1 protein-coding gene is annotated in these 771 nt (G+C 64.3%); it reads right to left on the reverse strand.

Annotated elements, in window-relative coordinates:
- The coding region (locus BGIM_RS47965; RefSeq protein ID WP_040887454.1) for a hypothetical protein at positions 1 to 771 on the reverse strand (771 nt) is incomplete at both ends.

The raw sequence follows: 771 nt of genomic DNA on the forward strand, positions 1-771 counted from the left end.
TGAAGCGCGGCGATCTGGTCGCGCAGGAGCGCCTGCGGGGTCTTGGGGGCCGGAACTCCGGGAGGGAGGTTGTCAAAAACAGGCTCGTCGGCGGGAAGGGAAGCCAGGGCCTTCTGCTTCGCCGCGATCTCGATGTTTAATTCCTTCGCGCTGAGTTCGCGGGCCACGCCGTAAAGCCGCTCAACGGCGTCAATGGAGGCGGAAACCGCGTCAAGGAATCCGTCCCGGATGCGCAGGCCCACGCGAACCATGGCGTCGCCCATATCGTCAAGGTTGGCCACCGTGTTGTCACTGAGCGCCTTTTTGAGATTCTGAAGGTTGCCGTTCGCCTCCCGGAGCGCGGGGAGCATGGTGGTGAAGCTTCGGCCAAAGATGTTCATCCCGGCCTCGGTGATCTTCGCCTGGTCGCCCAGTTTGAGGATCGCCTCGGCGATGGCGTTGAACTGGTCCTCGGGGGAGAGTTTCGCCAGTTTGGTGACGGACAGCCCCAGCTCGTCAAAGGATTTGATGGCCGCCGGGTCGCCCTTGGCCGCCGTCCCGATGGCGTTGTTCATGCGGGAGATTGACCCGGCAAACTCCTCGATGCTTGCCCCGGAGGTGGCGAGGGGTGACTCCAGCGCGGAGATCGTGGAGGCCGCGAAGCCGATGCGGTCGGCCATGTCCTGAATGCGTCCGGCGGCCTCGATGGCGCGTTTTCCGTACTCGACGACGGCCACGGCGGACAGGGCCGGCAGCAGTTCAAGGATCTGGCTTTTCAGGGAGGCGAAGGCG

This window comes from Zavarzinella formosa DSM 19928, assembly GCF_000255705.1.
Taxonomy (GTDB): domain Bacteria; phylum Planctomycetota; class Planctomycetia; order Gemmatales; family Gemmataceae; genus Zavarzinella; species Zavarzinella formosa.